Consider the following 23,317-nt stretch of genomic DNA (forward strand, 5'->3'; position numbering starts at 1 on the left):
CCAGAAGACTATCGCCTTGCTTCAATCGATGAGCAGCCGTCTTCTTGAAGGTCTCAAAATCAAATTTGTCTTTGTTCATTTTTGTCAAGTTATGAATTTGTTCTAAAATCCTAACTTGACACACTTAATGTAACACTCTCAAGACGTTTTACCCAATGCCCCAAAACCAATAATTCAGGCAAGCACAACCTCGAAAATTGTAATTATAGGACAAGCTCCCGGACAAAAAGTTCAGAATAGTGGTATCCTATGGGATGATGCCAGCGGTGACAATTTAAGGGAGTGGTTAGGAGTAAGTCAACAGACTTTTTATGATGAAAAAATATTTGCCCTTATACCAATGGGCTTTTGCTTTCCAGGTGCAGGAAAATCGGGCGACTTACCACCAAGGCCTGAATGTGCTCCCTTATGGCATAAACAAGTTATAAAATCAATGCCAGAGGTGAAATTGACCTTATTGATTGGGCATTATGCCTAGAACTACTACTTGATAAACAATTCAAAAAAGACACTAACCGAAACTGTCGAGAACTATGATAAATATCTTCCAGATTTTCTTCCATTGCCAAATCCTTATTGAGATTGCAGTTTACTTACTGTACTGTAGGTTTATTATTTAATGTGGTCAGTCATGTAATGGTTAAAAACGGTCATCAGCCATTAACTCCAACCGTTCCCATTGAAGGCATTTTAGCCATGTTAGTCTATGGCCTTTTTCTTCTAACAGGGTATTATAAAAAAATAAGATTGTATAGGGCTTTTATGTTGATCTCAATTATCGTTTTTGGTTATGGTGGCGTCCTCAAGCATTATTTCATCTATCAAGAATCTCCAGAGTTATATCATTCTTTACTTATTGGTTTAATGGGTATTACAATAAACATGTTTGGTTTAATTGTAAACCTGTTAGCCGCAATGGGAAAATTTGAAGAATAAAAACTACCGCCAACAAAACACTATCATCCATAAGCTAACTGAGCTACCTGTCTGCCGACAGGCAGGTTCGCAAAGGCGAGTAAACTGAAATTAGAATGTGAGGAGCCTCGCTCCACATTGTTTGAAGTAGAATTTGCTGCAATTATGGATTGTTAAGCCGCTAAGTGTATCTTTAAACAAACTCAACTTAAAACACTAAAGTTGTGGTGGAGCATTTAAAAACAAGCATTTGCGAAAACATTCAGATTCAAAAAATCATAAAACCTATAAGAAAAAGGCTGACTGAATTAACCAATGAACAACAGAACACTTGAACAACAGCGGATTGAATTTATCAATCAAAAATTTCTTGCTATACCATTAGCTGGATTGATTATTTGGACTATAATCGGAATAATCGGAATCTTTTTCTCGGACTTTATTGCGGTTTGGTCAATTTTTATTGGAACGGGAAGTATTGTATATCTAGGACTATTTCTCTCAAAATTTACAGGTGAAAATTTTCTCGATAAACGTAAACCGAAAAACGAATTCGATACTCTTTTTCTTTTTACAGCTGGACAAGCGATTCTTGTCTATTCAATTGCAATACCATTTTTCCTTGTTGACTATTCTTCTCTTCCAATGACTGTGGGAATTCTGACTGGATTAATGTGGTTACCATTTTCCTGGATTATAAAACATTGGGTTGGAATTTTTCATACCCTGACTAGAATTATTACAGTTCTAACTCTTTGGTATCTCTTGCCAGAATATAAGTTTATAGCTATTCCTTTTGCAATCGTTTTGATTTATATTATTACATTAATAATCTTAAGAAACAGAAAGAGAACTGAATAAAAACGACACCACAGCAATGGCTATAAGTAATTGTTTGTTCTCGTCTACTTCTGAAAATCTCGCGAATGAATAGGGTTTCATCGGGCAGGATAGTTTCGTGCAGATAAGGAACAGCGAAAGAAATGATATGAGAAAAGTAATTGCGGCATTCAATATGACCATTGATGGAAACTGCGACCACACTGCGGGAATAGCAGACGAAGAATTACATCAGCACTACACTGACCTTTTGGATAATGCAGGCGTGATCCTTTATGGACGGACAACTTATCAATTAATGCAGTATTGGCAAACGCTGATAAAAGATCCATCAGGTGAAAAAGCTATGGATGATTTTGCCAAGGCCATAGACAAAATTCCTAAAATCGTTTTTTCTCGCAATCTCAAGAATACAGATTGGCAGTCTGCGAAAATTGCAACTGACCCTATTGAAAAAGTGATTAGTGAATTGAAGCGACAATCTGGTAAAGACATTTTCGTTGGAAGTCGCAGTTTAATCATACAGTTAATAAACCTGAATTTGATTGATGAATTACAGCTTTGTATTCAGCCGGTTATCGCAGGGAAGGGGTTACAGTTATTTGACCAAATAGAAGGTAGGGTTGTCCTGAAACTCATCAAGACAAAATCACTAAAGTCAGGTGCAACAGTGTTTTACTATGAGCCAACTCGATAGACCTAATCCCCGCTCATCGTAGCTGGTCAACACCAATATTTGCTACTCGTAGAAACCTGACTCATGAGAAAGCCTTTACTGCCAGGAAATATCATCTTTAACGATTTCGATTCTGCTGAATACCCATTGTTTAGGGGGGTATATGTGCGTTTTGTTAATGGGTGGTGGTGGTAGTGACCTACTGGCGGGCGTTGGACAGATCTCCCCTGTAAGAGTGTCCTTTCTCTCATTTCTTATGGGAAATCAATAAAATCAATTTATTTTCGAACTAAAGTACCACACCCAAACCCGTCATTCTGATCAGGCCAGCCCACACCAGAACGTCCATCGCCGTGCTGCCATTCGTCAATATGAGTACGGATGGCGAGAACGAATATTTCTGTGATGGCATCACGGAAGAGATCATCAACGCCCTGTCCAGGATCACACAACTCAAGGTGACGTCACGTACTTCCAGTTTCCATTTTAAAGGTCACAATGCTGCCATCCCTGAGATCGGCGAAAAGCTGGAGGTGTCAACCATCCTGGAAGGGAGCGTCCGCGTGGCGGGTAATATGCTCAGGATCACTGCACAACTGATCGATGTAGCGAGTGATTCACATTTCTGGTCAGAAACCTGGGACCGTAAGCTTGAAAACATCTTTGAAATACAGGATGAGATCAGTCTCCTTATTGCAGATAAGCTTAGAGAGCAGTTTGGCCATATGGAGATAGGGGATCACCTGGTCCATTCGCGCACTCAAAACCTCAATGCCTACGAGCTATTGCTCAAAGGAAAATACCTGTTTAATAAATGGAATCCTGAAGATGTAAACAAAGCGATCAGTCTCTTTGAGGAAGCCACCGGACTGGACCCGCTGCTGCTGGACGCTCACATGGGGCTGGCAGATGGTTATGGTTTTTTGGCCACGGCTGGTTTTGCACCCCGGGAGGCCTCCTGGAAGAAAGCTTTTGAGCATATGCAGATTGTGGAGCAGATCAATCCGGATCATGCCCCGCTCAATTATCAGCGGGCCAACCATGCTTTTTTCACTGAAGCTGATTTTCATAAAGCTTTCAAATATGCACTGAAGAGTATCGGGTCAAAGCCCAATTACCCGGAGGGGCAGCAATTCATGGCCTTCCTCTACTTGCTGAAAAATGACCTGGCCAAAGCGGAGGAGCACCTGCAGTATGCCCGTGCCATAGATCCACTCAATCAGGAAACACAGTTTTACCATGGCTATTATCTGTACCGCACGGAGGACTTTGAGCGGGCCGCTGAGGTCTTCAGGCAGTTACTGAATGCAAACCCCAGAAACTTACCAGCACTGATGGTGTATGCTTACTCTTTGCTTCATCTGGGGCAAATTGATCTGGTGCTTGAAGAAATAGCCCGGGAAGGGGAGCTCATGATGCCCGACGAAAAATCTGGCCTCAACGCACTGGCATACCTGATGAAAGGGGATAACCAAAGGGCGGCACCCTACATCCATCAGGTGGTCTCCCGATCAATGGACAATGCATCTTTTCAGGCGGATGCTTATGCCTTTTGGATCTATGCACAGCAATCCAGGGCCGATGAGGCCTTTGGGATTGTAGAAAAGTTGTTTACTCATCAGTCATCCATCCTGCTGCTCAATTATCATGATCCTCTGGCGAAGAACCTCAGGGGAGACGATCGGTTTGAGGACTACGCAGACCGCATTTATCCGGCCTTTCAGCCCAAAGCCGTCCCTGTCAAAACCAATACCTCACAGCTGGATGAAGCCACGGCAAAGGCCTGTGAGGAAAAGCTGCTGTCATTCGTGCAGGATGAACTTCCGTACCTGGATCCCACACTGAGCCTGAGGTCACTGGCTGGCCGAATCGAGCTCCATCCCAATCAGCTCTCCTGGCTGCTCAATGAAAAAATGGGCAAGAACTTCAATGAGTTTGTGAATGACTTCCGCATAGGGCATTTCAAGAAGCTGGCCACAAGTTCTGCTAACTCGCACATTTCACTGGTAGGACTGGCATTCGAAAGTGGGTTTAACTCCAAGACTGTCTTCAATACCTATTTCAAAAAGGTGGAAGGAATGACCCCCAGCGCCTTTCTGAAGCGCCAATCTTAGCCGAAAAGGTTCTATTTTATAATTCCGAACTCCTCCCTTTGGATTCGGAACAAATGCCGCTGCGCTTTCACTTTCATTTGCTTCATCATTAAAACTTGAAACGATGAAAGCAAACCAAATGAAGGCTATGATTGCCACCAGATACGGCACATCGGAAGTGCTGAAATTCACATTAGCAGAAAAACCAGTGCCTGGTCCGAAGGACGTGCTGGTGAAGGTAAAGGCATCTTCTGCCACTACAGCAGATACCATGATGCTCACCGGCAAGCCGTATATCGCCCGCCTGTTTGTAGGATTGACCAGACCAAAGTACCCCATTCCGGGCACTGGCTTTGCGGGGGTTATAGAAGCTGCAGGCAGTGCGGTTAGTCACTTCTCCGTAGGGGATGAGGTGTTTGGTGAGACAACACTCGGCTTCAGCGCCAATGCAGAGTACGTGGTGGTGCCGGCCAGTGGGGTTATACTGCCCAAGCCGGCTTCTTTGCCTTTCACAGAGGCCGCCAGCTATGGGGATGGTCATTTGACTTCCTACAATTTCCTCCGGCGAATAGCAAAAATACAGCCTGGTCAGTATGTACTGATCAATGGGGCCGCCGGCAGCCTGGGAACCTCGGCAGTACAGATCGCCAAATACCTGGGAGCCCATGTGACCGGAGTATGCAGCAGCAAAAATGTAGGAATGGTCAGATCTCTGGGGGCAGACGAGGTTATTGACTATCAAAAGCAGGACTTTACCCGGTTGACTACCCGCTATGATGTCATCTTTGATACCGTGGGCAAAAGCTCATTTACCCGGGCCAGAAAGGTATTGGCGGGGCACGGCGTTTACCTGTCGCCTGTACTTCGGTTTTCCCTGCTTGTGCAAATGCTCATCACCACCCTCTTCGGTAGGCAAAAGGCGAGGTTTGAAGCCACGGGTGTCAATGGAGAAGGGACTCTGAAAGCCTTGCTTCAGGAAGTACTGGAGCTTCATGAAAATGGAAAACTGAAAACCGTCATCGACCGGCAATACCCACTCGAAAGACTAGCTGAGGCACATCATTACATCTCCTGCGGTCACAAAAAAGGCAATGTGGTCATCGTAGTAGACGAAAATTAATATCAATCATTTAAACCCTTATCCTTCCAAATCATGAAAAACACGAACAGAAACCACGCCCTCATGGCGGGTGCCTCACTCCTCATGATGGCACTGGCCGCGGGCTATGCCTACGGCTATGTACACGCTGAGCTTATCGTACCTGGCGATCCGGCAGCCACACTTATTCACCTGAGCAATGCCAGAAACCTTTTTGGCAGTGGCGTGATCTCATGGATGATCATCCTCATCACAGACCTGCTGGTGGCCTGGAGTCTTTATCGGTTCTTTGTACAGGTGGATGCCCGGGTCTCGCTGCTCACTGGGTTGATACGGGCTGTCTATTCACTGGTTTTGGCTTTGGCCATCAGCCATCTGGTGGCGGCCTGGCAGATGCTCTATAGCCCGGACCAGGAGGCCAGAGTGGTGATGAATATGGTAGCAGGCTTTGAAAAATACTGGTCATTAGGGCTCATCCTTTTCGGTGTACACCTTTTTGGCCTGGGCTATCTGGCTTCAAAATCCACCGGCACTCCCAGTTGGGTGGGGTGGCTGCTGTACATGGCAGGGGTGAGCTATGCAGCCATCCATGCCGCAAAGGCCATGGCACCGCATGCTTCAGAACCCATCGCCATGGCCGAGATGATCCTGGCGGCACCTATGGCTATGGCTGAAATGGGCCTGGCCGTGTGGCTAATCTGGAAGGGAGGAAAGCCCGGAACATCCGTAACCAAAGTGGAGTCCGCTTCACTTCTCACGTCATGATTGATACCCGTGCATCATAGTTGATAGGCACTCATCAAACCTGATAGATTTCGCTGCATAGTTCTTTAGTCTGCATCACAGTAGTGAGGGACCTTTGTCAAAAAATGGAATACAAATAATTACCCTATGAAAAAGATTATATCATTGCCTGCACACCTTGCGATCATCGCGCTTGCCATAGCACTTAAGGGGTGTTCACTATTAACGCCGCTGCCTGACACTGTGGAGCAGGAATTGGAAAATGCCCTTGATCGGGGATTCGATGGCATCATCGTGTACGTGGAGCAGAGTGGAGAGTCTTCACTTTATTCTGCCGGTTGGAAAAACAGGGAAAATGGGGTTCCTGCCGACCCACATGACCTGTTTAAGATTGCCAGCATCAGCAAGTTGTACATAGCCGTGGCGGCCGCCCAAATGATCCATGACAAACGCCTGCCGCTGGATAGGGCACTTGCCGAGTACATTCCCGGACTGGTCGGTCGCATAGAACATGCCGAAGAGATCACCCTGAGAATGATGCTGAAACACCGGAGCGGCATTCCCAACTTCACCGATATGCCTGACTACCCCTGGAGTAATCCGCCGAAGGACAACAGAGAAATTCTTAAGTTGGTGCTGGACCGGCCTGCGGATTTTGAACCCAACCAAAAATATCAGTACTCCAATACCAATTATTTGTTGATTGGGGAAATCATGGATAGCACCCTGGGATATAGCCACCACCAGTACATCAAAGCCAATATTTTGAACCCTCTGGGGTTAAATCATACCTATAGCCTGCTGGGCGAGGTGGATTTGGATGCTGTGATGAGCGGGTACCATGTGGGGTATGAGCACGACATTAAATACAATGACTTTATACAGCCCGGAGGCTCTATGGTAGCCACGGCAGAAGAAGTGGGGATCTTTCTGCGCGCATTGATTGATGGATCTTTATTGGATGAGGACGAACAGGCCATCTATACTTCCCTTTATAAGTATGAACATACAGGTCTGTTGCCGGGGTACCAGAGCATCGCAAAATACAACCCGGATCTGGATGCGGTGATCGTGCAGTTTGTCAATACCAGCGGCCCTAACATGTGGATGAAATCTGAAACAGTGTACCGGCGTATCGTTCGGATTTTAAAGAAACAGTGAACCAACAGACCCTGGGTGCTATTCCAGACATCTGTGCTGATAGAACCAGGATTACACTGAGATATAAGCCGGAGACTTTTCTCTTACTACTCCTTTATAAATCGCACTATCTGCTCTTCATCTCCGTCAAAAATTTGCAACAAGTATATTCCAGGCGAAAGACTACTCAAATCAAGTGTGTGACCTGAATTTGTGATCATTTCCATGCATTGAGTGACCTCACCTTTTGTGGTGAAAATTTTGATGTGGAGGGAATCCGTCTGTTTATTTGATCTTATGGTGATCCGATCCTTTGTTGGATTTGGATATACCTCCCAGGTCTTGGTGTCCGCACTTTCGATATTTAGTGCCGTGATCACTTTCAGATCAATAGTGAATGTTTCACTATCATCTGTGCCATCATTTACGGATACAGGTACTTGGAGCAGACCAGTGAAATTTGGAGATGGTATTATGCTGGTTCCTGAAACGGAATAGTTATCTCCGGGAAGAACATTTAGTGTGAAATCATCAGGAAAAACATTATCCGGGTCTGTTACCAAGAAATCAGAAAGTGAAATTTTTACCGGGGTGTCTTTCAGGGTAAAAATGGGATTGTCAATTCCTGTGATTACGGGGATGTCGTTGACAGCAGCAACTTCTATGGAGATTTGAAATGCTGTGCTGCTGGCCTCCCCATCGTTGGCGGTGACAGGCACCAGCAATGTGCCATTAAAATCGAGCGCCGGGAGGACGTCATTATTGGATACAGTATAGTTTTCACCGCCGATGATGTTCAGCGTTAAGTCAGCAATGACGTTGTCAGGATCTGATATGAGAAAATCTGACACAGAAATCTGAATAGCAGTTTCTTCAAGGGTAGAGAAAGAGGTATTTACTTCATTGATGACCGGAATGTCATTCACGGCAGTTACTTCTACCCGTAGTTCATACTCTTCACTGCTATTAGTGCCATCATTGACCACTAGTGGCACGTAGAGCATCCCATTAAAATCTAAATCAGGGATTATTTGATTCTGAGCGATTAGATAGTTTTCCCCAGGCCTAATATAGATAGTGAAGTCTTCTGGGAAGGTATTGTCAGGGTCTTCTACCAGCAAGTTGGAACCCAGGTAGTTTAGAGGTGTATCCTCTGGAGTGGTAGTAGGGGAGCTGGTACCTGTCACGACAGGTACATCATTAACAGGAGTTACCTCTATCATGAGCCCAAAAGGTTGGCTATCATTAACTCCGTCGTTAACTACCAAGTCCACGAATATGAATCCATTAAAATTGGAAGCTGGGAGTATTCCATCTTCCAGGACGGAGTAGTTTTCTCCCTCGCTGATCTTCAGAGTGAAGTTTCCCGGAAAATCACTGTCATCATCAATTACCAGATGGGATAAGTTCAATTCCAGATGAGTATCTTCTTCGATAATGAGTGTTTGATTGACTTCCAGAATGATAGGAGGAAGGCTGATTTCTGAGGAAGGACGCTGCCAGACACTTGCTCCATTGGTGCCGGCAAAAAAGTGATCCTCGGTAAGTATGAGGGAGGTTAGGGATTTGTTAGTAAGCTGGTCGCTCACGTCGTACCATTCATCTCTTTGATCAGTTCCTATAAACAATCCCTGGTTAGTGGCTACATAGATTTGGTCCTCACCGATCACCATGTCTTGTATACCATACACCCCTACTGCTGTCGGGGTCCAGTTGACTCCCAGATCATCACTGAAATACAATCCCTGGGATGACCCTATGTAGAGCCTCCCATTGCGGATTTGCACTTCTTTAGTTGCGTATACTTGTTCAATGGAAATATCAGTCCAGGTCGCACCCAGGTCTTGTGAAACAAACAGTTCATTACCGGCAGTACTGGTTATGATCGTATCTCCTTGAATAAAGATGGTTTCGTAGCTGGTGTCTGTATTCAAACCATTGTTTGAAGCGAGGTTCCATGTATTGGCCATGTCCGTGGAAATATATACTCCTGTTCCATTGACAGCCGCAGCAAATACTCCGTTATCATAATGAAGAGCCTGAACCGATTTGTTAGTTCCGGGGTCCATGTGTCTGGTCCACAAGTCACCATTAATGGAAGTAGAGTACACGCCACTTCCAGACCCGAGGTAGACTTGATCCCCAACAATGATTATGTCATTGATAATATGACCACTCAGCCCCGAATTATTCCGCACCCAATTCCCCTTGAGGTCAGATCTAAAAATTCCCGCCCCTTTAGTTCCCACATAAAGAGATGATTCGCTTGCTGCTAAAGACCCAATAGTCATGGCGGTCATTCCATAGTTGCTTTCATACCAGGTTGCTCCTTCATCAATGGTGCTGTACAACCCTTCAGATGTACACATGATAATCCCCCCTTCTAAAAAAGAGATGTTGTTGACAAAGCTGTTGGTTTTGGTGTTTTGAACCTCTGTCCAGTTTAGGCCTTCGTCTTTCGTGTAAAAGAACCTTCCACCACCCGTGGTGAGATAAACACTGTCTCCTGAAACACCCATGGTTAATATGGTTCCGCCCAGGTTAATATTGGTCTGTATCCAATCATCTCCATTATGAGAGGAAAAGACATGGCCATCATCCGCGATAAATAGGACTTCTTCAGTGGCGGTCATTGAACTGATGCCGTTCGGACCCAGTCCCTCTACTTCAATTGCATCCCAGGTATCGCCGTTGTTGGAAGACCTGAAGAGTGATTGGCCTCCTCCATATACAGCAGAATTGAAAAAAGCCAAATCAAGCAGCTTTACTTCAGCGTTGCCCGCTCTCTTCTCTACCCAATTTGCTCCATTGTCTTCAGAGTAAAGCACCCCACTACTTGCATGGCTGTATACATATATTGTTGTACCCTGTATGGTCAGATCACTAAATGAACTGATGCCAGAGTAGCTAAGCTCCCAATTCTCTCCTTCATCCGATGAGATGTAAATTTCAAAAGTGGTTATGAGATACAAAAGACCATTACTTTCTTTGATACGCCAGGCATTTATATTGGAAGGGAGCGTGGTGTTTTTGCCTTCCCATGTGGCACCACTATTCATTGATTTGAATACGCCACCTCGGCCTGCAGCCACCACTAAGGCTGACCCGGTACTGGCAATGTCATTGGCCTGGCCTCCACTCGGACCACCACTTGAAAACCATTGTGCACTTACCAGCGTGTTGACAAGTAGAACAAAGCATATTGAGAGGTTGGACTTTTTCATGAGAGTAGGCGTTTTTTCTTGGTAAGTTGGATTGATTTACACCGCTATTGCCCCGGTAAAATAGTAGAATAATCATATTTCTATCAGATGTAATCAAAGATTATTTTTTGTGTAATCCGGAACCGTCGTAGATCTTGGCAGATCTCACCAGATCATACTATTCAGAACTGATGGCACATATCCGATAGCTGTGTTGTAGACAAGGGTGTTGGGGGAGAAGTATTCCCCATAGCCGATAGGGGTTTACTCAGGATTGGAAATCCACCAGGCCGGGTAGAAGGGTTGAAAATGTCTGATGGTTCGACGGAGCTCACCATGACATTTTCAACGGCAGTGATTCAAGATGCCCGTGCACTTCCTTGTCGTTGAATAGAGGAGCTCCAGTGATCCTATCTCCCTATAGCCGCTAATGGTTGGTTTGGGATTTAGTACTACATTTTGTAGGGTCACAAGCGGGTGGTGGTTGGCTGTGAGAAGCAAGAATGAAGGTATTGGGATTTAGACTTTGGAGGTTTCTAAAACCTCCAAAGTCTATTGTCTTATTTCGTCCCCACTCGTCGTTCCAAGCAATGCTCCACCGAACCCAGATCTCTCTCATAAAATTCCCCGACCTTTGAGCAAACAACAAACGACTTTTGAGCAAAGTCTTGCTTTCTGTTTCTCCTGATCTTTGTATCGTAAAAATCGAAACAAGACAGAGATGAACAATAACAATCCATTTGGAAAACAAGGATGGACACCTGATAGAATCGGGTCGCTTGCAGGCAAAACATTTGTAATCACAGGTACTACAAGCGGTACCGGATTTGAAGCCGCAAAAATCCTTTTGTCTAAAGGTGCCAAAGTGGTGATGCTCAACCGCAACCCTAAAAAGTCAGAGGATGTCATCGCGACCTACAAAAACGAGTTGGGCAACAACATCGATGTATCCTATGTGACTGTGGATCTGGGAAAACTGGCTTCTGAAAGGAAAGCGGCCGAAGAGGTGCTTCAATCGGTATCGCACATTGATGCTCTAATGCTCAATGCCGCCATAGCTCAAGTGCCTAAACAAGTGATGACGGAAGATGGTTTTGAGAGTCAAATGGGCACAAACCATTATGGCAATTTTTTGCTGCAGGGCTTGCTGTTTCCGCTGATTGAAAAATCCAAAGGGCGCATCGTGACTGTTGGGAGTATGGGATATAACATGGGCCTGAAAACCATCAAGTTTGACGACCTGAACTGGGATAAAGACTACACACCAAACGATGCTTATAGCCAAAGTAAGTTGGCGCAAATCATGTCTATATACGAGTTGCAGGATAGATTAAAAGCAACTGGGAAGACAGATGTAAAAGCCTATGCCTGCCATCCAGGTTCGTCTCGAACAAACCTCATCAATACCAGTGGTAGCTTTATGATGAAAATGATTTTTGGTTTGATGAAATTGTCGCCACTAACACAATCTGCCGAAAAAGGGGCGTACCCGGAACTGATGTGTGCTACCGAAGAGAACCTGGATCAGAAAGCGTTTTATGGCCCAACGGGTAGAAGTAACTGGGTGGGCCCGGTGGGTGCACACAATATAGAACCACACGCAAAAGATAAGGCTGTAGCCGAAAAGCTTTGGGAAGTGTCGGAAAAGGCTACGGGTATCGTATGGCCTTAAACCTGAGGTACATTTGTGCCGGTAATCAAGCATGGACTAATCAAAAAAATAATGGCGGTATTACTTTTCATCGTGGCAATCATTGGGGTGGGCACCTGGGTGTTCTTACAGACTGAAAGGTTTGGGAAACACCCATCAGGACAGCGGAAACTAAAAATAGAACAGTCCGCGAACTATGAAAAAGGAGGATTCAAAAACCTGAACCATACACCCACCCTGACTGAAGGCGTGAGCTATGGGAAGGTTCTATACGAGTTTTTCTTTTCGTCAAAGCCTAAGGAACCAACGAAACCTTTGTCTACTGTTAAAACAAGCCTGAAATCCTTAAAAGCTGATGAAAATGTTCTGGTTTGGATGGGGCATTCATCCTATTTTATCCAGTTGGATGGAAAGAAAATTCTCGTGGATCCGGTATTGAGTGGGAATGCCTCCCCACTTTCATTCACTACGCGGGCTTATAAAGGGGCTGATATTTATACCACAGACGACATCCCTGAGATTGATTATCTGTTTTTGTCTCATGATCATTGGGACCATATGGACTATCGAACACTTAAAAACTTAAGGTCCAAAATAAAAAACGTGATTACCGGCATTGGCAATGGGGCCCATTTTACACATTGGGGATTTAACCCAGAAATCATTTTGGAAGGAGACTGGTATGACTCATTTCAACTGGAAGAAGGGATAGAGGTGCACGTCACACCCGCGCGCCATTTTTCCGGGAGGGGACTGAAACGCAACCAAACGCTTTGGGCTTCCTTTGTACTGAAAACACCTTCATCATCTGTTTACATTGGTGGTGATAGTGGTTATGATACCCACTTTAAAAAGATCGGCGAAAAATACGGTCCGTTTGATTTGGCTATTCTGGAAAACGGGCAGTACAATGAAAGTTGGAGGTATATTCACATGCTGCCAGGAGAACAATTGAAGGCAGCAAATGATTTGGGAGCCAGGACCATTTTCCCTGTTCATTCGGGGAAATTTACCCTCGCCAATCATGATTGGGATGAACCCTTAGCAAAGATTACGGAATTGGCATCCGCCAATGACACGAGGGTAATCACTCCGAAAATTGGTGAAAAGGTTAACTTGAATGATGATCTTCAGCAGTTTGAATACTGGTGGAGATCTGTAGAATAACTTGGAAAGGACGTAAGATGAAACCAATGACAACCAATAAGGGCCGGGTATTTTTATCGGGAACCGTCCATAAAGACTACACGTGGGAGCACATATCGCCCGAGCACATCATCGTGTTTATCTATTCGGGTGAGATGACCTTATCCTATGGGAAAAGCACCCTGTCTTTTGTGGCCGGTGATACGATTCTCGTACCTAAAAATCAATTGATACGGGTCTTCAAAACACCTGTGGACGGACAGCCATTTAAAGCCGTTTCCATGCTGCTTCCCGAAGAGGAGCTGCGAAAATTTTATCAGGATCGCACGGTGCTGGAAAACTGGGAGGAGAATATGGCGAAGCAAAGACCCATCAAGCCGCATCCCTTATTGGAGAGCTTTTTTGGATCCTTGTTTTCCTACTTTGACATGCAGCATGAGCTCCCTGATTCGCTGGTGCCCATCAAAATACAGGAGGCACTGACCATCATTGATGAGGTGGATAAAAAAGCCAGTGCGATCCTTGGGACCTTCAGCGAGATCGGTAAAATCGACCTGGAAAGGTATATGGAAGAGCATTTTATGTACAACCTGCCGTTGGAGCGATTTGCTTTTCTCACAGGCAGAAGCCTGACCACATTCAAGTCTGATTTTAAGAAGGTTTTTAAGTCCACACCGGGAAAATGGCTTACAGAGAAAAGACTGAACCTGGCCCATTATAAGCTCACCACCAAAAAGCAAAAAGCCACCGAGGTATATCTTTCGGCAGGTTTTGAGAACCTTTCACATTTTTCGTTTGCCTTCAAAAAAGCATTTGGATACAGTCCGAGTAACATTACTAACCATCAACAATCAAAGGGATTTTAAACACAAAAGACATGGAAATATTAAAAGCAGCTACAGAGTGGGCGAGGGCAGAAGTTTTCTCCACACGATTCTTCATCATTTTTGCGATTTTGTTTTTAACCGCGGGTATCGCATTTTGGCAGCTCGGCAAAACCGAAATGGCCAAAGCCTACATCATCCCCATGCTGGTGGCAGGGGTACTGCTGATGACCATCGGGCTTGGTTTATTTTTCACCAACAAATCGAGAATTACCCAATTTGAAACAGCCTACCAGCAGGATGCCACGGCGTTTGTGGCATCAGAAATTGAACGTGCTGAAAGCACTATAAAAGAGTATAAAAACGTGGTTTTTACCGCCATCCCGTTGATCATCGCGGCGTGTGCGCTGGTTATTGTGTTCATCAACACGCCTATATGGCGGGCAAGTATGATCACGACCATTGCTATGCTGGTCGTTATACTGCTGATTGACGGTACAGCGCGTGCCAGAATTGAAGCCTATTATGAGCAATTGCAGTTGGTAGAGAAGCAAGAATGAAGGTATGGTGATTTAGACTTTGGAGGTTTCCAAAACCTCCAAAGTCTATTGTCTTATTTCGTCCCTCGGTATCTGTACCCTTCCCGCGTCATCTTTTACCCTTCCCTCGTGGTTTATGACCCTTTCCACGCCACCTACACACCTTTCCTCGGCATTCATTCCCCTCCCCATGGCGTGGGAGGGATGATTTCACCCGAGGGAGTCACTTTTAATGAAGCGGACTGTTTGTGGTACCGGGTTGTATTACTCTTTCTGTCTGTTGGGAGGTTTGTACAGGACTGAAAATCTGTTAGATTTGGTAGCGTTACAGGTGGACGGCAGATGTTGACAGCATTGTTCGGCTGAGTAGTAGAATTGCTTAAATAGTTAAAAAAAACAGAAATATTCAATCGGAAATGACAAGAGAAAAATGGTCAAAGGAATTGATTATAGGAGAATTGGAACGCCTTGCTCCCTTTCACCATAATATTGAATTGCCTTATGGTTTAAGTACCTATATACCGGAAAAAGCAAAAAGATCCATTGAAGAAAGTAGGTTTCCGAACCTAATAAAACATGCATTTCCTACACTACTAAATGAATTTGGAGGAACGCTCGAAGGAAAAAGGGTGCTTGATTTGGCATGTAACTGTGGAGGTTTTGCAATCGAAGCCAGTAAATTAGGTGCAAAACAAGTTTTAGGCATAGATTTAGTTGAGCATTACATTACTCAAGCAAACTTCTTAAAAGATATTTTGGGAATTCCCAATGTCGATTTTGAAGTAATGGACATTAACTCTATTGACGTAAAACTGACTGACCAATTTGATATTACTTTTTGCTTTGGGATTTTGTATCATTTTGAAAATCCTGTTTCTGTAATGCGGAAAATATGTGAGCAAACCAAAGATGCCATATTTATTGACACGTCTGTTCTGAAAACACCCAGGTACTTAAAATATCTCTACAACAAACCTGTTTGGCTCATGAATTTCCCCACTAAATCAGATCAGTCGGATCTCATTTCTTCCACGAGTTTGTGGAGAACACAAAAACAAGCTCAATTTCTTCCCAACGAAGAGGCTGTGGTTCAGCTTTTAAAATATTTGGGATTTTCCAAAATCACTAGAATTAAGCCTAATCAAAAAGGACTAGAAAAAAGGTATTACAAGGGTACAAGGATAAGTTTATTGGCGAGACGTCATTGATCTAAGAGATATTCCTAACAAAGAAAGTAAGGAGTATGGCCTGCTGTAAAGATTCCTCACAGAATGCATTTCAAACTTGCTATAATATTGGCTGGCAAGGAAATTAAATAAACACATAAGAGGCACTACTATCACCCAAAGTGAGTTGAATACGCCAAGGATTATTGGTTTCCTGGGGTATCTGGTGGGCGTTTTGTCACTTCTGGCGATCATAGGATTGTCAGGTTGGGCGAAATCCAAAAGAACTGGAATTTTCACCACCGTAATAAGCACAATTACTTTTATTCTTTTTATTGTGTCGATAATGTTTTAACAGCATGGAGTGTTTTTTTGGGATGTGCTGCACCCGGAAGATCATAGTGAAGCAATGGAACACGAACTCATTTTTTACTTTCGAGATATAAAATGGAAGCAAGATTGGAAATTGTAATGAAGCCGTTGACCTTGATGGATGAGGAAGAAGTTTATGGGCTTTTCAATAATGATCTGGTGCTTCAGTCGTATCCTGTAAAACCAATTGACACCAGAGAACAGACACCGGCTTTCATCCGGAGAATTACCACGGACGGGTGTTGGAGTTGGAAAATAACTCCACTGGAAGGCAGTGACCTGATAGGTATTTGCTCGCTTCATCATCTTGATGAAGTGAATAAAACCATCGAAATAGGAGGGACACTGCTTCCTCAATATTGGGGGAAGGGAGTAATGGGCAGCGCATTTGAAATAATCATAGAAAGGGCCCAAATGGATTTCAAGGTTGAGAAAGTGATAGGCAGGACCTTATCATCCAACATCCAGGCAATACAGCTGGTAAAAAAGCTTGGATTTGAGCTGGTCAGCGCCGGAGGTTCAGAAACTGTCCTTGCCAAGCCGCTGGTTTGACCTACTCAGGTTCTTTAGGCGAGTGTGGGAATATACTCAAGCAGAATCAGTCACATCATTTACCTCTTCAATTTCGTATCTTTGGTATATGGGCGTCATCGAAACACACATTAACATAGATCCTGAAATTCAGAACGGCCAACCCGTTTTTTCGGGAACTCGCGTACCTGTTCAGTCTCTTTTCTGGCATCTGGAAAAAGGTATCACTATAGCGGAGTTTTTGGAAGACTTCCCGAGTGTAAGTAAAGAACAGGTGATAGGTGTGCTTGAAATTGCTAACAAAATTGTGAACTCAGCTCACCTGGATCAAATCTATGAAGCTATTAATTGACGAGAATCTGCCTAAAAAGCTTAAACTTGATTTTCCCGAACACCAAATTTTCACGGTCAGCGATATGGGTTGGAACAGCAAGAAAAACGGTGAACTTCTAAAGCTCATGTTGGATCAGAAATTTGAGGTGCTTCTAACCTTTGATCGAAATCTTGAATACCAGCAGAACTTTGTGAAATACCCAATCGCAGTTTTCGTATTGAACGCTCAGGATAACACTTATATAACTCTGAAACCACTGGTTCCGGTCATTCAGCAACATCTGAATGAGGAACTGAAACATGGGCCGACCGAAATAAGCGCCTGAGTGAATAGAGGTAATTGTTCCGCAATCCCTCCAAAACCTGAATGTCATTGTTCAAACCTGCGAGGGAAAACCATAGGTCTACACCCGAAGTAATTACTTATTTTAGATCATCAGACCGTCCAGGGGCAGGGTGAGGATTACTTCATCAAAAGATGCCAGATAGGCCCCTGCGCCTATGACATTTGATAAACATGTATTAGCTTCAGTTTTCAGTATTAGAGCCAACCCCTCACCAATGATGAAATTCTTCAGAAAAATCAGACAAAAACTACTGACCGAAAATAGCTTCGGCAAGTACCTGATCTATGCCGTTGGTGAAATCGTGCTGGTTGTGGTCGGTATCCTGATTGCTCTGTCCATTAATAACTGGAGTGAAAAACAGAAGGATTTAGAAAAGGAGCAATTGATCTTAAAACAGCTTTACAGTGAATATCAGAACAATCTGGCCCAGCTGGACGATAAAGTTCTCATGCGCAATGAAGGACTAGAAGCTTCTTATGTATTACTTGATCAAATTGATCATCCGGAAATCATCGATGAGGAGGTGATATATAACTCATTCTGGAAAATTGTCAGAGATCCCACATTTGACCCCATTAAGAATGATATTGTGGGTACTGAGAACCTGCGCCTCATACGAAACGAAGAGTTGGTTAGGATTTTGTCCAATTGGTCTTCTGAGGTATACCAGGTTCAGGAGCTGGAGCTGGAGTATAAAAAATTCAGGACTGAAATCATTATTCCATGTTATAACAGGCTGGGTGTTGCCCGAAATTTGAACAATGCCCTGTGGAAAGATGGCTACTCGCCTCCGGAAGCGCTGGATAAGAAGAGTCTTTATAAATTCACCATAAAACCCACCAAAAAATCGTTGAACTTTCAGGAGATTCTTGCCGACGTTGAATTAGAGGGCATCATTAGTGAAGTGATAACATTCAATCAGGTGACTAATCTTCAGTCTCAGACCTTACGAGTGAGAATGGAAGATATGCTCAAAATCATAGAGCAGGAAATAGAGGAAAATTAACGCATAAACCCCGTGGCCCACGGTGAGAATCAACCTTGCACACCGTTTGGGAGAGAAAGTGGAAAGAAATGAACCCATACATTGCCAGAATCAAAGATTTATCCAACCATTTAGACCCTCAGGTTCGCTCAGAAATGGAGGGCGGGTTTGTAGATAAGAAATTTTCAAAGCGATCTTGCCTGCTCAGGCCCGGGCAAATATGCACCGCCCATTTATTGGTCAAAGACGGGATTGCCAGAAAGTATTACAGGCACCATGACAAAGAAATAACCACAGAGATCTACTTTCATGATGATGTGGCGGTATCTCTCGATAGCTATATCATGCGAAAGCCGGCAGATGTGTACATAGAGGCCCTGACAGACCTGGAGGTAACTATCATTGACTACAGTCGGTTCCTTAGTGTCAAAAAGAAGTACTCGGAAGTAATGATGCTGGATAAAATGTTCATAGAGTACTATGCCGTATGGTTTGAGCAAAGACTCAAAGAATTTCAGACGATGGATGCCTCAGAGCGATACCTCAACCTGCTCGAAAAAGAACCAAAGATTGTTCAGATGCTTCCGGTGACCATTATGGCCTCATATCTGAATGTTTCACTGGAAACCCTGTCCAGAATCAGATCAAAAATGACAACCACCTGATTATTTGACTTATGTCAAATTTCTGCTTGATGAAAAGTCCCACTTTTGTTTGGTGAAAACAGAAATATGGCCAATCAAATGAAAGCAGTTGTATTCGAGCGGTATGGAAAGCCCGAAGTGTTAGAAATTACAGAGATAGAAAAACCAAGCCCTGCTAAAGATGAGGTGCTGGTGAAAATTTATTCCACTTCGGTCACGGCAGAAGATCCAAAAATGCGAGGTTTTAATCACCCGCCACTTTTAAAGCTTCCAGTGGGGCTGATGTTTGGTTTCAAAAAACCAAAGTACCCTGTTTTAGGAATGGAGTTCTCAGGGATCGTAGAATCCGTAGGGCAAAAAGTAAGAAACTATAAGCCGGGGGATCAGGTATTTGGCTACTCAGGCCTGAGTTTCGGTACCTACGCCGAATACAAATGTATGCCAGCAAGTGGCCTGATGTACTTTAAGCCGGAAAATTTATCCTTCGAAGAATCGGCCTGTATGGTCAATGGGCCACTTTCAGCACTGGTGTATCTGAAGAAAAAAGGCAGGATCAAACGAGGAGTCAGGTACTCATATATGGAGCCTCCGGCTCAGTAGGTACTGCAGCGGTACAGTTGGCCAAATACTTTGGAGCGAATGTGACCGGCGTTTGTAGTACCAGAAACGTACAGCTGACCAGGTCTCTCGGCTCAGACTTTGTCATTGACTACACCATGCAGGATTTCACCCGAAGCGATAAGAAGTATGATTTGATATTTGATACTGTCGGTAAAACCTCGATGAAAGCATGCATGAAATTACTCACACCCAAAGGTAAATACCTGCTCACCGACTTTGGATTTTCCCATATGGTTGCGGCATTCATTTCTTTGTTCAGCAGCAGAAAAGTCATTATTTCCTCGTCCAATTTCCACTGGAAGCGAGAAGACCTGATGTTTTTGAAGGAAATAGCAGAAAAGGGGTACTTCAGGCCCGTTATTGATAAGGCCTTTCCTTTGGAAAAGATTGTGGATGCACATACCTATGTCGAGCGCGGACATAAGGTTGGTAATGTGCCAATTTCGGTCAGGTGAGTAATGGCCAGGAGCCAAAGGAGCACGGGAAGTTTGAGACCATCTTTAAGGAGGCTTACCAGAGGCCCTGGTCAGGATAGCTCTGATGCTTTGAATGCACAGACAGATTCACTAATTTCATAACAAATCAAAAACGGATTAGCGAAAGAATGACAGCCCGGGAATTCATCGATACTTTGGAGGTAGTTAGTGGTGAATATTCCGGAGCCATTCCTAAAAGAGAGATATTTTCTTTGGCGAAGGAATTTCAGCAGATGCCCGTCACGGAGGTGGTAACATTGCTGAGAGAGGGGAATGATGATCACAGACTGGGTGCAGTATCGATCCTGGACTGGAAAGCTCGTGATAAGGAAACCTCAGCAGAGGAAAAAGAAGAAGTTTACCGGGCCTATATCAATAACCATCAATGGATAGATGATTGGGGTATGGTGGACAGGGCCGCGCCGTATGTCGTCGGAGGGTATTTGTTTGATAAGGACAAAACGGTGCTTTATGATCTGGCAAGATCCCCACATCCTATGGAAAGAAGAACTGCGATTGTGAGTACTTACTATTTTATTAGAAAGAATAAGATAGACGACACTTTCAAAATCGCGGAAATCCTTGCAAATGACCCAGACGAATACGTCCAAAAAGCTGTGGGTAGCTGGGTGCGGGAGGCTGGCAAGAGGGACGAGAATAAGTTAAAAGACTTTCTGAATAAGTTTACACCAGGCCTACCAAGAATTACCTTGCGGTACGCCATAGAAAAGTTAGATCCTGAGACCCGAAAACATTATTTGGAATTGGGTAAATTGTAAACCCGGGGTAGGGGACGCATCCTGCAACGGATGAGTTTTGAAAACGAAAATATCAGATCTATGAAATACTTAAAATACACCCTTTTAGGAGTGGCCATCCTGGCTCTTGGATTTTTGCTTATCGGAATGATTTCTCCAAAATTGGACTACGACTGTGAAATCATGGTTGAGAAATCAGCGACTGAATCCTGGAATGTACTCCAGGATGAGGAGAAATTGTCGGAGTGGTTGCCAGGATTGCTGGAAATCGAACATGTGAGTGGTACCCCCGGCACAGAAGGTGCAGTGTCCATGGTGCACTTTGACAATGATGGAGAAAAAATGTCCATAAAAGAGACCATTACGGCCATTGTCCCTCAGGAGAGTATCGCTATGAAATATGAAGACGATTTCATGAACATGGCCTATCAGATTTCTCTGACCCCAATGGGCGGGAAAACGAAAATTGTGTCAAATACCTCTGCCGAGGGTAATGGGATGTTTGCGAAATCCATCATTGCCTTAATCGGTGGCTCCATCAAGGCACAGGAGGAAGCCAATCTAGTGAGCCTGAAGAAGACCATTGAGCAAAATACAAAGGACTATGTCCCGTCGGAAGAGGAAATTAGTGAAATGATCGAAACTGAGGAGGGCTTGTAGGGATGGTGCTTGTTTGGTAGTTTTATCATTCCCTGCCAATGTTTCGGGACCCATTCGCCAGATTAGTTGCATCTCAGACGAGGCAAACGAAGAAAGAACATATAATTGAAATCAGAGATGTGGTCGACAGAATCACTTTGGTTTGAAATCGCTATTGTAAGCATAGTATATGCTTTAGGCAATATTTTAATGGGGCATTTAGAAGAATGGACCCCAAAAGTTCGAAGGGTTGGTAAAAAGGAATCAATGGTTGGACGGGAGAGCCCAAAAGTAAGTATTATGAATTTCGTAAATGGACAAATACATATCCCCAAAATAAGCAGACTAGTTAAGACAGGTATTGGGATCAGATGCGCCGTAGCCACAGTCAGCATCAGGTCATGAAACCCATACCGGTCAGGCATTTAACCGATAGTGTTCAAAAACCTGCTATTGGTCATTTTCAGATCAGGAAGCTTGATTTTGATTTTTTTGGTCCGGATAGGGCCCAACCCACCCATCGTCATAATTTCTATTTTTTATTGTTCATTATACAGGGTTCAGGCAAGCACACCATAGATTTCAAAGCGTACAATGTAGTGGATAAAAGTCTGTTTTTCCTAAGACCGGGGCAGGTACATTCTCTCACCCTCAATACGGAAAGTAGGGGTTACATCGTTCAGTTCGATTTCCCATTTGTGGATTCCTCCTACGACACTATGAAACACCTTCTGAGAGAGGTGACTCACCTCAATTTTTGTGCGTTGAATGAGCTGTCTTTTGGCAAACTGGAAAACACCCTGCATTTAATCTTTCAGGAGTATCAAGAATCGAGAGAAAAATTCCTTGAATCCATCGACGCACTCTTGCAGGTTTTTCTGATAGAGCTCATCCGAAATCGAAACTCGGGGATGGGCTCCAGACACGAAAGCAGTTCATATGCTCAAGATCGGCTTTATGAGTTTTTGGAGCTGTTGGAGCAGAAAATCACCAAGGTAAAACAGGTTAATCAGTACGCAGACCTCATGAGTCTGTCTGTCTATCAGCTGAACAAAATTTTGAAAGACAATCTGGATAAAACCTGCATGCAAATGATTAGTGAGCAACTTATTGTGGAATCTAAGAGGTATTTACTGGCCTCTTCCAACCGGGTGAAAGACATAGCCCACCTCCTGGGTTTTGAAGATTTATCTTACTTTGTTCGCTTTTTTAAGAAGCATACCGGGTTTACTCCGGAGGCTTTTCGCGAAAAGTTCGGCAATGTCCAATAAGACTTAACTTTTGTCCTGTCAGGGGTGCTTGAAAAGCCGGAAGTTTGCACAAAACAATATGTAAACTATATGAGCACCAAAGCAAAATTGATCGCTTCATTGAAGATATGGGTGGTTATTTATCCTTCTATTACCTTTTTTCTGTACGTCTTCAATGCCCAACTGAGTACCATGCCATTGGCTTTAAGAACCTTTCTGATCACTATCTCATTGGTTCCGTTTATCGTGTTCCTGGGGGTTCCATTTGTAAATTGGATACTTGGGGTATTTAAGCCTTCCGGCAGATAATGACCCATTCTAGGCG

General features: G+C 44.0%; 25 protein-coding genes. 24 read left to right on the forward strand and 1 reads right to left on the reverse strand.

What is annotated here, in order from left to right; all coding sequences use genetic code 11:
- Positions 1-196: 196 nt before the first annotated feature.
- From RIH33_RS16445 to RIH33_RS16480, 8 genes are all read left to right on the forward strand, one after another.
- Positions 197-478 carry a uracil-DNA glycosylase family protein gene (locus RIH33_RS16445; protein WP_406655248.1) on the forward strand — a complete coding sequence of 94 codons (282 nt, stop codon included), beginning with the start codon at positions 197-199 and terminating at the stop codon, positions 476-478.
- Positions 479-582: 104 nt separating this feature from the next.
- Entirely contained in the window at positions 583-936 is a 354-nt protein-coding gene (locus tag RIH33_RS16450; protein WP_406654975.1) for a hypothetical protein, read from the forward strand.
- A 294-nt stretch (positions 937-1,230) separates the two neighbouring features.
- Entirely contained in the window at positions 1,231-1,776 is a 546-nt protein-coding gene (locus tag RIH33_RS16455) for a DUF7010 family protein (RefSeq protein ID WP_406654976.1), read from the forward strand.
- A 127-nt stretch (positions 1,777-1,903) separates the two neighbouring features.
- Positions 1,904-2,452, forward strand: a complete 549-nt coding sequence (locus tag RIH33_RS16460) for a dihydrofolate reductase family protein (RefSeq protein ID WP_406654977.1) — start codon at positions 1,904-1,906, stop codon at positions 2,450-2,452.
- A 332-nt stretch (positions 2,453-2,784) separates the two neighbouring features.
- On the forward strand, positions 2,785-4,545 hold the full coding sequence (locus RIH33_RS16465; RefSeq protein WP_406654978.1) for a helix-turn-helix domain-containing protein: 1,761 nt from the start codon (positions 2,785-2,787) through the stop codon (positions 4,543-4,545).
- Positions 4,546-4,648: 103 nt separating this feature from the next.
- Entirely contained in the window at positions 4,649-5,644 is a 996-nt protein-coding gene (locus RIH33_RS16470) for an NAD(P)-dependent alcohol dehydrogenase (protein ID WP_406654979.1), read from the forward strand.
- A gap of 33 nt (positions 5,645-5,677) precedes the next feature.
- Positions 5,678-6,388, forward strand: a complete 711-nt coding sequence (locus RIH33_RS16475) for a DUF4386 domain-containing protein (protein ID WP_406654980.1) — start codon at positions 5,678-5,680, stop codon at positions 6,386-6,388.
- 126 nt (positions 6,389-6,514) lie between these two features.
- Entirely contained in the window at positions 6,515-7,528 is a 1,014-nt protein-coding gene (locus tag RIH33_RS16480) for a serine hydrolase domain-containing protein (RefSeq protein ID WP_406654981.1), read from the forward strand.
- 86 nt (positions 7,529-7,614) lie between these two features.
- Here the strand turns inward: RIH33_RS16480 and RIH33_RS16485 are convergent, their stop codons facing one another.
- Positions 7,615-10,731: a T9SS type A sorting domain-containing protein gene (locus RIH33_RS16485; protein WP_406654982.1), complete on the reverse strand. Its 3,117-nt coding sequence runs from the start codon at positions 10,729-10,731 to the stop codon at positions 7,615-7,617.
- Between the two features lie 700 nt (positions 10,732-11,431).
- Here RIH33_RS16485 and RIH33_RS16490 point away from each other — a divergent pair.
- The 16 genes from RIH33_RS16490 to RIH33_RS16565 all read left to right on the forward strand — a co-directional run bounded on the left by RIH33_RS16490 (position 11,432) and on the right by RIH33_RS16565 (position 23,301).
- Positions 11,432-12,382: an SDR family oxidoreductase gene (locus RIH33_RS16490; protein WP_406654983.1), complete on the forward strand. Its 951-nt coding sequence runs from the start codon at positions 11,432-11,434 to the stop codon at positions 12,380-12,382.
- A 51-nt stretch (positions 12,383-12,433) separates the two neighbouring features.
- Entirely contained in the window at positions 12,434-13,528 is a 1,095-nt protein-coding gene (locus RIH33_RS16495) for an MBL fold metallo-hydrolase (RefSeq protein ID WP_406654984.1), read from the forward strand.
- Between the two features lie 26 nt (positions 13,529-13,554).
- Entirely contained in the window at positions 13,555-14,373 is an 819-nt protein-coding gene (locus tag RIH33_RS16500; RefSeq protein ID WP_406654985.1) for a helix-turn-helix domain-containing protein, read from the forward strand.
- Between the two features lie 11 nt (positions 14,374-14,384).
- A complete protein-coding gene (locus RIH33_RS16505; RefSeq protein ID WP_406654986.1) occupies positions 14,385-14,891 on the forward strand; it encodes a hypothetical protein in 507 nt (168 codons plus the stop codon).
- 395 nt (positions 14,892-15,286) lie between these two features.
- Complete coding sequence (locus RIH33_RS16510; protein WP_406654988.1) at positions 15,287-16,078, forward strand: class I SAM-dependent methyltransferase; 792 nt, start codon at positions 15,287-15,289, stop codon at positions 16,076-16,078.
- Positions 16,079-16,507: 429 nt separating this feature from the next.
- Positions 16,508-16,960 (forward strand): GNAT family N-acetyltransferase, encoded by a 453-nt coding sequence (locus tag RIH33_RS16515; protein ID WP_406654989.1) that lies wholly within the window; start codon positions 16,508-16,510, stop codon positions 16,958-16,960.
- 88 nt (positions 16,961-17,048) lie between these two features.
- The gene (locus RIH33_RS16520; RefSeq protein ID WP_406654990.1) at positions 17,049-17,291 is read left to right on the forward strand and encodes a DUF433 domain-containing protein; all 243 of its coding nucleotides are present in this window, start codon (positions 17,049-17,051) and stop codon (positions 17,289-17,291) included.
- Complete coding sequence (locus RIH33_RS16525) at positions 17,275-17,598, forward strand: hypothetical protein (RefSeq protein ID WP_406654991.1); 324 nt, start codon at positions 17,275-17,277, stop codon at positions 17,596-17,598. The genes RIH33_RS16520 and RIH33_RS16525 overlap by 17 nt, the downstream gene beginning before the upstream one ends.
- Before the next feature lie 235 nt (positions 17,599-17,833).
- On the forward strand, positions 17,834-18,625 hold the full coding sequence (locus RIH33_RS16530) for a DUF6090 family protein (RefSeq protein ID WP_406654992.1): 792 nt from the start codon (positions 17,834-17,836) through the stop codon (positions 18,623-18,625).
- 68 nt (positions 18,626-18,693) lie between these two features.
- Positions 18,694-19,269: a Crp/Fnr family transcriptional regulator gene (locus RIH33_RS16535; protein ID WP_406654993.1), complete on the forward strand. Its 576-nt coding sequence runs from the start codon at positions 18,694-18,696 to the stop codon at positions 19,267-19,269.
- A 78-nt stretch (positions 19,270-19,347) separates the two neighbouring features.
- A complete protein-coding gene (locus RIH33_RS16540; RefSeq protein WP_406654994.1) occupies positions 19,348-19,848 on the forward strand; it encodes an alcohol dehydrogenase catalytic domain-containing protein in 501 nt (166 codons plus the stop codon).
- Positions 19,849-19,865: 17 nt separating this feature from the next.
- A complete protein-coding gene (locus tag RIH33_RS16545) occupies positions 19,866-20,324 on the forward strand; it encodes a zinc-binding dehydrogenase (RefSeq protein ID WP_406654995.1) in 459 nt (152 codons plus the stop codon).
- Between the two features lie 149 nt (positions 20,325-20,473).
- On the forward strand, positions 20,474-21,124 hold the full coding sequence (locus RIH33_RS16550) for a DNA alkylation repair protein (protein WP_406654997.1): 651 nt from the start codon (positions 20,474-20,476) through the stop codon (positions 21,122-21,124).
- A gap of 60 nt (positions 21,125-21,184) precedes the next feature.
- Positions 21,185-21,763: an SRPBCC family protein gene (locus RIH33_RS16555; RefSeq protein ID WP_406654998.1), complete on the forward strand. Its 579-nt coding sequence runs from the start codon at positions 21,185-21,187 to the stop codon at positions 21,761-21,763.
- Between the two features lie 380 nt (positions 21,764-22,143).
- Positions 22,144-23,013, forward strand: coding sequence for a helix-turn-helix domain-containing protein (locus RIH33_RS16560; protein WP_406654999.1), 870 nt, complete (start codon positions 22,144-22,146; stop codon positions 23,011-23,013).
- A 69-nt stretch (positions 23,014-23,082) separates the two neighbouring features.
- Positions 23,083-23,301 carry a hypothetical protein gene (locus RIH33_RS16565; protein ID WP_406655000.1) on the forward strand — a complete coding sequence of 73 codons (219 nt, stop codon included), beginning with the start codon at positions 23,083-23,085 and terminating at the stop codon, positions 23,299-23,301.
- Positions 23,302-23,317 lie beyond the last annotated feature (16 nt).

Source organism: Marinoscillum sp., from assembly GCF_040222955.1.
GTDB lineage: Bacteria > Bacteroidota > Bacteroidia > Cytophagales > Cyclobacteriaceae > Marinoscillum.